This window comes from Acinetobacter sp. 228 (assembly GCF_048147885.1).
Map to the genome: position 1 here is coordinate 1 of NZ_JAYWYV010000305.1, position 1,316 is coordinate 1,316.

Consider the following 1,316-nt stretch of genomic DNA (forward strand, 5'->3'; position numbering starts at 1 on the left):
TGTTTCAAAAGCAGCTGGTCAATTACTTCCTCAATTAGGTAAACCTAATGGATTTAATCTAGTAGATTACTCAGATGACCAATGGTCTGTTACTGCGGGTGTAGGCCGTAAACTCAACGATAAATGGGCAGGTAACGTTTCTGTAGGTTGGGACTCTGGCGCGGGTAACCCTGTTACAACTTTAGGACCAACAGAAGGTTACTGGAACGTAGGCTTGGGCGTTCAATACAGCCCTACTCCACAAACCTTTATTGCGGGCGGTGTAAAATATTTCTGGCTGGGTGATGCAGATGCTGTAACAGGTGCTCATTCAGCAGCTGGAACTTTTGATGATAACAATGCTATCGCTTACGGTTTAAAACTTGGTTATAAATTCTAAGTTTCAAAAACCAATCTAAATAAAAAAGGCGCTTATAGCGCCTTTTTTATTGTCTATTTGTTCTTGGTTAAGCAGGAATATTGCGCTGTGAAACTGAGCGGATTGCTTCTTTTAATGCATTATAACCATTGATTGCAGGAAACTGCGGAAACTCCGCAATAACATTTGCAGGCGCATCAAACAAGAAACCATGGTCGGCTTCACCAAGCATCGTTGTATCGTTATATGAATCACCTGCTGCAATCACACGGAAATTCAAACCATGTAGCGCTTTAACCGACTCACGTTTTTGGTCAGGTTGGCGAAGTTTATAAGCGGTAATCATACCATTTTCATCTGTCTCTAATTTATGACAGAAAATTGTTGGCCAGCCTAATTGTTTCATTAAAGGATGGGCAAACTCATAGAAAGTATCCGACAGAATGACCAGCTGGAAATGATTGCTCACCCATTCAACAAACTCTTTTGCACCTGGTAGTGGCCCCATCTCGGCAATAACTTCTTGGATGTCTTTTAAGCCTAAACCGTGTTGTTTTAGAATATTCAGACGCTGAGTCATTAAAACATCATAATCCGGAATATCACGAGTTGTTGCTTCTAGTTCTTTAATCCCTGTTTTTTTTGCGAAATTGATCCAAATTTCAGGAACTAAAACTCCCTCAAGATCTAGGCATACGATTTCCATGAATGCTTCCAACGTTGGTTAAAAATTGCTGTATCATACCATTAAGATTTTCAGTTTTGCGTTGTTATTGATCAAATCAATTTTATTCATAAGGATCGAAATTAAAGTGCTAAGCAATTTATTCACTATCCTTTAGAATATTTTTCATAACTCAATGCGCCCAAGCCTTTTGCCAGGAACACCCATGACCATTATTCCGACTATTGATATTGTTGATGCTCTCGCGGCTGAATATGCAGCTAAAAGTCCGCG

General features: G+C 39.8%; 1 protein-coding gene and 1 pseudogene. One reads left to right on the forward strand and one right to left on the reverse strand.

The features are described 5' to 3' along the window. A pseudogene (locus VXQ92_RS18445) lies at window positions 1-379 on the forward strand (transporter); the annotation flags it as partial. 67 nt (window positions 380-446) lie between these two features. Here VXQ92_RS18445 and thrH read toward each other — a convergent pair. Next, window positions 447-1,064 carry a bifunctional phosphoserine phosphatase/homoserine phosphotransferase ThrH gene (gene thrH, locus VXQ92_RS18450; RefSeq protein ID WP_000406997.1) on the reverse strand — a complete coding sequence of 206 codons (618 nt, stop codon included), beginning with the start codon at window positions 1,062-1,064 and terminating at the stop codon, window positions 447-449. Window positions 1,065-1,316 lie beyond the last annotated feature (252 nt).